The sequence below is a fragment of the Rubrobacter aplysinae genome, assembly GCF_001029505.1.
Classification (GTDB): domain Bacteria; phylum Actinomycetota; class Rubrobacteria; order Rubrobacterales; family Rubrobacteraceae; genus Rubrobacter_A; species Rubrobacter_A aplysinae.
This window is the reverse complement of the sequence record NZ_LEKH01000018.1, coordinates 45,878-52,696: the sequence shown is the minus strand read 5'-3', so window position 1 is coordinate 52,696 and position 6,819 is coordinate 45,878. Positions and strand designations below refer to the sequence as shown.

At 61.6% G+C, this 6,819-nt stretch carries 5 protein-coding genes; all 5 read left to right on the top strand.

Going from position 1 to position 6,819, the window contains the following annotated elements:
• The first annotated feature begins 461 nt into the window (after positions 1 to 461).
• The 5 genes from ABD53_RS13745 (at position 462) to ABD53_RS13725 (ending at position 6,721) form a co-directional block, all read left to right on the top strand.
• Positions 462 to 1,922 (top strand): alkaline phosphatase D family protein, encoded by a 1,461-nt coding sequence (locus ABD53_RS13745; protein WP_200900397.1) that lies wholly within the window; start codon positions 462 to 464, stop codon positions 1,920 to 1,922.
• Positions 1,923 to 2,173: 251 nt separating this feature from the next.
• Complete coding sequence (locus ABD53_RS16185) at positions 2,174 to 3,643, top strand: protein kinase domain-containing protein (RefSeq protein WP_053058094.1); 1,470 nt, start codon at positions 2,174 to 2,176, stop codon at positions 3,641 to 3,643.
• A 321-nt stretch (positions 3,644 to 3,964) separates the two neighbouring features.
• Positions 3,965 to 4,981, top strand: coding sequence for a DUF4394 domain-containing protein (locus tag ABD53_RS13735; RefSeq protein WP_053058093.1), 1,017 nt, complete (start codon positions 3,965 to 3,967; stop codon positions 4,979 to 4,981).
• Between the two features lie 379 nt (positions 4,982 to 5,360).
• Positions 5,361 to 6,002 carry a sigma-70 family RNA polymerase sigma factor gene (locus ABD53_RS13730; protein WP_047866376.1) on the top strand — a complete coding sequence of 214 codons (642 nt, stop codon included), beginning with the start codon at positions 5,361 to 5,363 and terminating at the stop codon, positions 6,000 to 6,002.
• On the top strand, positions 5,999 to 6,721 hold the full coding sequence (locus ABD53_RS13725) for an anti-sigma factor family protein (RefSeq protein WP_047866375.1): 723 nt from the start codon (positions 5,999 to 6,001) through the stop codon (positions 6,719 to 6,721). The genes ABD53_RS13730 and ABD53_RS13725 overlap by 4 nt, the downstream gene beginning before the upstream one ends.
• Positions 6,722 to 6,819 lie beyond the last annotated feature (98 nt).

Sequence of the window (6,819 nt, the reverse complement as noted above, 5' to 3'; positions counted from 1 at the left end):
GGTCCGGGCAGCCTGGGCTTTTGACCTCCCGCGCTCCACGGCAGTGGCTATCTTGCTTCGCAGGTCTTCTGAGTAACCGTTCATGCAGCGATGTTCTCACCAGTCCATCTCTACCGCAACATGCTGTAAGGATGGGTTTACAAACACCCTTGCTCCGGGAACCGCCGATTTATGGAACTGGTCTTCAGGAGTCCGCGAAACGGTCGTTTTGTGGAAATTGTTGTAGGCCCAGCAATCTAATAGAGGCCGGCATCGTACTGGCGGCGCTCATGCCGGGCTTCTTACTGCTTGCCACAAAGTTACACTACTCCTTAAATAACGCGCCGTTATCAAAGGTATTAGGGTGGCGGGATGGAGGAAGCAGCGGGACCGCTTCTCGTAGGCCGCAAAGGGGATAAGCCTTAGAAGATAGTAGTGCCGGAGGCATAAGCCGCAGGACCTTTCTTGGAACCGGCGGGAAAGTGGCCGCCGGATTCTTGCTCGTACCCGTGGCTACGCTGCCGAAGCTGTGCGGCGGCTCTTCTCTATCCGGGCCTCCTTTTACGCTGGGCTTGGCTTCCGGGGACCCCAGGCCAGATGGCGTGGTGCTGTGGACCCGGCTGGCTCCCGAGCCCTTGAACGCCTCGGGCGGCGGAGGGATGCCACAGGTGGAGGTCCCTGTGAGATGGGAGATCGCCCACGACGAGGGTTTCCAGCGGATCGCCCGGCGGGGGACGGCTAGCGCCGCTCCGGATCTCGCCCACTCCGTACACGCCGAGGTGGAGGGACTCGAACCTGCAAGGTGGTACTACTACCGGTTCAAGGCCGGCGAGGAGATCAGCCCGACCGGCCGCACAAAAACGGCTCCCGCCCCAGGCTCCGGCGACTCCGGTCTCTCCTTTGCCTACGCCTCCTGCCAGGACTGGCAAGACGGGCACTACCCCTCATACGGCGGGATGGTTAGGGAGGATCTGGACTTCGTGGTTCACCTGGGCGACTATATCTACGAACGAAAAGATACGCGCACCCTAGAAGACTTCCGCAACCTGCACGCCCTGTACAAGAGCGCCCCGGAACTTAGGGAGGCCCACGCCTCGTTCCCATTCATCGCCGTGTTTGACGACCACGAGGTAGACAATGACTGGGCCGGAGAGACCTCCGAAAAAGACGAGCCCTCAGACGAGTTTCTCAAGCTCAGAGAAGCTGCCCTACAGGCCTACTACGAGCACATGCCCTTGCGGCCCTCCGCGATGCCCCGCGGCCCCCGGATGCGCATACACCGCCGCCACGCCTTCGGAGAGCTAGCGGAGTTCAACGTGCTAGACACCCGCCAGCACAGGACCGATCAGGCAGACGGCCGGCTCATCGCCCTGCGCCAGCCGGCGAGCCGGGACGAGACCCGGACCATGACCGGCTCCCGGCAAGAGAAGTGGCTCTTCGACGGCCTCGCCCGCTCGGAGAAACGCTGGAACGTGATCGCCCAGCAGACTATGATGGCCCGGTATGACTACCAGCCCGGAGAAGGAGAACGCATAAACCACGACCAGTGGGACGGCTACACCGCCGCCCGCGACCGGCTGCTGGATTTCGTGGGCCGGAGCCGTCCGTCAAACCCGTTAGTCATCTCCGGCGACTGGCACGCGAGCTTCGTAAACGACCTCAAAGCTGACTTCGACAACCCGGACTCCGAGACGCTCGCCGCCGAGTTCGTCGGGACGTCTATAAGCTCCGGTTGTCCGTGGGCCGGCCAGGTCCAAGCAGCCCTTTCGGAGAACCCGCATGTCAGGTTCTTTGACGGGGATCACCGCGGCTACGTGCGCTGCACCGTGGATAAGAGACTCTGGCGAACCGACTACCGTATCGTAGAGAATCCTGAGGCCCCGGCTACCACCCTGACCTCCTGGATGGTCGAAGACGGTCACCCCGGGGCCCAACCTGCCTAGAGATTGTTATGAACACCATAGACTTACTAAGAAATTCCTTACTAATAGAAAATGATGAAAGAAGGCTGCCAGCAGTTGCTAACAAGAGTTGCTAATGAGAAGCGCAAGTTCTAACTAGCAGGGGCGAAGACAACGCAGGGCCTACCGACACCTACTTTCAGCGCTTCGCTTTTTGAGAATGAACGCTCTGGGCGTCTCATACGTATTACGGGTACACGACCTGAACCTTCGTCATCGACCGGAGAGAGAACGTGACCGAGAAAACGCACCATGCCGTATTGGAGGAGCGGTATGTGTTGTTGGAGCGCCTGGGCTCTGGGGCTACGGCAGAGGTTTACCGGGCAACTGACCGGCTTCTGGGCCGGCAGGTAGCGCTAAAGATTCTGCGGGAGGAGTACTCTAGCGAATCCGACTGTGCGCAACGCTTTAAGGACGAGGCGCGCAGCGCGGCCTCGCTGTCGCACCCGAACATCGTACAGATCTACGAGCTCGGCTCCTCGCAAGCAGGGCGTCCCTTCTTCGCCATGGAGTACGCCGGGGGCGGAACGTTGAAGGACAGGCTGCGTGAAGGCGGCGCGCTGGTTCCGAAAGACGCGGCGGCGACGGCGGCCGGGATCGCCCGCGCTTTGCAGGCGGCGCACGCCCAAGGCGTCATCCACCGCGACATCAAGCCCCAGAACACGCTACTGACGAGTACGGGAGGCGTGAAGGTAGCGGACTTCGGCATAGCCTGCTCTCCCGCCTCCACGACGGAGGCCCGGGGCATACACGGAACTGTGAGATACATGTCCCCTGAGCAGGCAAAGGGTGAGGCGGTTAGTAAAAGTAGCGACCTGTACTCTCTGGGCGCGGTCCTCTACGAGATGCTCACCGACACGCCCCCCTTTTGTGGCGATTCACAGACCGCCGTCGCGCTCGGGCACATAAACGAGCCGCCTGTGGCCCCGAGCGAGCTTAACCCTAGCGTCCCGGATGCCTTGAACGACCTGACCCTGAGACTGCTCGCCAAATCCGTCACGGAGCGTCCTGCAGAGGCCGCAGCGGTCGCGGAAGAGCTGGAAGCTCGGGGAGCCGCAATCGAAGCGGCCGCCGTATCCGGGTCCCGACCCGCCTCGGGGCTGTCCCGGGTCTATCGCGCCGGCTCCCGACTATTTACAGCAATCCCGGAGAAGATAGTGGGGACTTTACTGGCTCGGAAGGAGCCACCCGCCCCGAACGCCGTCCGGCTTAGGGCCCGCCGAGTCAGACGCAGGCGGTTTCTCGCCGCAATCTCGCTCACCGCACTACTTGCTGCAGCAGGTTGGGGCCTTTACGGGGGTGATCTGAGGGCGATGTACGCGGAGGCCGACTCCCAAAATAGTCCAAATAGCGGCGCTTCGGGCTCTACGAACCCCACGACTTCATCTGGCGAGGGTATTGACTCTGCGCAGTCCACCCGGGTGCTGGTCCACAGCGCAGATACCGGAAATATCTCGGCGAACAGCACTTACCTGGACATCCCGGTGGCAAACGGCAACCCCGAGGCCTCCATTACGATCACGCAGAACTGGAACCCCGACGGCGATGGTGCCGGAGGCGGCGTCTACAACGATCACCCGGTGGGGGTCTGGTACGACGCTGGCAGAGAGCGGTGGGCGATCTTCAACCAGGACCGTGCGGCGATGCCCGAAGGAGCCTCATTCAACGTGGTCGTCTACACCGACGCCGCGAAGACCGAATAGAGTCAACAACGCATAAGGGCATACCGGAGAGTACAAGACCACAGAGCCCTCCTGCAGATGCCTCTGGATAGAAGAGAGTGGAAAATTAACCCGTTCCGACCACAGCGTTGAACACGACCCTCTCACAGTACGTAACCCCTCTATAGAAGTCTATGCGAAGGGGGAGTCAGAGTCCAGCATAATTAAAAGGGAAGTAAACAACAGGGGTTGGCTGCTCGTGTCCGGAACCGCCCCCGGCGGATCGCTCGAGGCGGGCTCTATGATTCGAGGGCCGGAAAAGAAAAAGAAACGCTGCACAACAACATGGAAAGGATCTCTATAGTGAACGCACTAAGCGTACGCTCCAGGCTATCCGGCATGTCGAGGCCGGTCCTGGCGCTAATGGCTATCGTCCTCGTAGCAGGATTGCTCCTTGGGGCCACCTCGAACGCGGCTGCACAAAGCGGCTACGGAAGCGCTTCGGGTGGCACCACCTACGCCCTGAACACCTCGGGCGAGCTTGTGGGCTTCGACCGTAGCACCTCGTCCCAGATCGACTCGCGCGTGGCGGTCTCTGGTCTCGCGCAGGGCGAGAGCCTGGTAGGCATAGACTTCCGTCCGGCTACCGGGGAGCTCTACGGGGTCGGCTCCACCAGCCAGCTATACACCATAGACCCGGCCTCCGGGGCCGCGACCGCCGTCGCGCCCTTGAGTGTCGCGCTCCAGGGCAACGTCTTTGGCGTGGACTTCAACCCCTCGGCGGATGCCCTCAGGATCGTAAGCGACACCTCGCAGAACCTGCGCGTTGACGTAGAGACCGGAGAGACCACCGTAGACGGGACCCTAGCCTATGCTCCGGGCGACCCGAACGCCGGTGTGAGCCCGAACGTGGTTGACGGCGCCTACGCCAACAACCTCCCGGATGTCGAGAATACCGCCCTCTACGACTTCGACCTCGCAACGGGCAACTATGTCCAGCAGGACCCGCCAAACGACGGGGTGCTAAACACCATCGGTCCCCTGAGCCCCGGCTTCACCACGCTCACGGGCTTTGACATCACCTCGCTCGGTGGCTCGGACAGGGGCTTCGCCGCAATACAGAGCGCCGAGGGCCAGCCTTCCGTGCTCTACAGCGTCGACGTCGTGTCTGGTGCGACCAGCCAGATCGGCACCATCGGCGGGGGCGAATACGTCTCCGATCTCGCCATCCCAACGACGCAGATGGACGAGATGGACGCTCTACCGGACACGGGAGGTCCTTCTGTGGGGGCTCTGGCTACAGTGGCTCTCTTTGGCGGACTCGCGTTGCTAGCCGCCGGGTTCTCCGCCCGCGCGCTGGTGCGGCGTAACAGCGCCTAAACGCACTAAAGGGCAGAAAACCCGACGAGAGGCTGACAAGTCAGCGACGGTCGGTCAATGATGGGCGGGGACTCCGGCTCCCGCCCATCTGTCCTCTACGGCTCTTCCACTGCCGGAGGATGTGTTGAAGTCTAGCTTTATAATCTTTATAGCTTTCTTGAAGCTCGCAAAGTCTGAGCATGGCCCACCCAGTCGGTTAACATGGGTCCGACCGTTGCTCTTCGGGACAGAGGATATCTTCAAGGCTAGCGCCGCATCAGCAAAAATGGTAAGGCGAGGCCCGTTTTGGATGCTGGGAGGGTCAGGAGATTTACCCTTGGGAGGTCGGTGCATGGTCAGAGTCCCCACAATCTGCAGTCCCCGGTGTGTATGGTGGTAGATGAGCGATCCAGGTGCCGGTGGGGGGTCCATAGGTTCCATACGCCGTCTCGGTTCGCGGCTACGGCGGCGAAACGGGGACCAGGACGAGGACGAAACACGATTGCGCGAAGCCTACAGGGAGCACTCACGGGAGCTCTTTCGCCTGGCGCTACGCTCGCTCGCCGACCGAAGTCTTGCCGAAGAGATTGTTCAGGAGACCTTCATCCGGTACTGGCGAAACAGGGAGCGCTTCGACGCCCGAAGAGGCTCTCTAAGGACGTGGCTGTTTGCCATAGCGCGCAACCTGATCGTGGACGCCGCCCGTGCGAGAGCGGTGCGCCCTTCTGGTCCGGGAGACGAACCGCAGGAATTGCAGTCGGCCGCCGGCGGACCAAATGCAGAGTTGGAAAGCGCGAGTTCGGAAGGTGAGGATCAGGTGGAGACCGTAGTTCTCAGGCTGCGTCTTGAGGAAGCACTATCCAAGCTCAGCGAGGACCACCGGACGGTCATAGTGGAGGTCCATTACCGGGGCCGCGGCTACGCGGAGCTCGCCGAGGAGCTTGGGGTACCGGCCGGGACCCTGCGCAGCCGGATGTACTATGCCCTGAAGATCCTGCGTCTGGCCCTCGAAGAGACAGAACAGCCGGAGAGCTCTCAATGACGGATAACTACCATCGGTACTACAAGGAGCTACTGGGGGCCTACGCACTAGGGCATCTGGAAGGCGAGGAGGAGCGGGAGCTACAAAGCCACCTCGCCCACTGCGAGAGCTGCCGGAAAGAGGCCGAGGAACTAGGGCAGGTCGCCGCCACGCTCGTCCAAGATCGTGACTCGGCACACCCCGAAGTCGAGCATACTCTGGATCAGACTCCCCCGCCCGCTCTCGAAGACAGGGTCGTAGCCGTCGCGACGGGCAAGCGGGCGGGAGAGAACGATCACCCGCGCCATAGGCACCATGGACGTCGTAGACGGCTTAGCGCCCCGAGTCTCATCGCCGCCTCCGTAGCCGTAGTATTGCTTGCAGTAGCAGGTATATGGGCCATACCCACGGCACCGGAAGAGCCAGGCCTCGGCGACGTGGAGCCCATCTCCTTCACCACGGAGCCCCAGGGAATCTCGGCTGACGGAGAGGTAGTGGCCCACACCTGGGGTACCGAGGTGATACTGGAGATGGAGGGCTTAGAAGAAGACGAGAGGTACACGGTAGAGGTGCTTGGCGAGGACGGCACGCGCGCCTCAGCCGGCACGCTGATTGGCGATGCTGAGCAGCCTGTGGAGTGCAACCTAAACGGGGCGGTGCTCCGGGAGAACGCCGAGGCGGTCTCCGTGAGGGACTCCGGAGGAGCCTTGGTACTCCGCTCGGATCTTGACGGACCTTAACTCTGGATTGTCTTCTCGACCATACCTACAGTGCTCACTTCAATAAGATTATAGCGTTTTGCGTTGCTATGCCTGTATGTCTGTACAGGAAACCAGAG

What these genes read in the sequence shown, in the direction of transcription:
- ABD53_RS13730 (WP_047866376.1), top strand. Translation starts at nt 5,361, where the DNA reads ATGAGCGATCCAGGTGCCGGTGGGGGGTCCATAGGTTCCATACGCCGT.
- ABD53_RS13725 (WP_047866375.1), top strand. Translation starts at nt 5,999, where the DNA reads ATGACGGATAACTACCATCGGTACTACAAGGAGCTACTGGGGGCCTAC.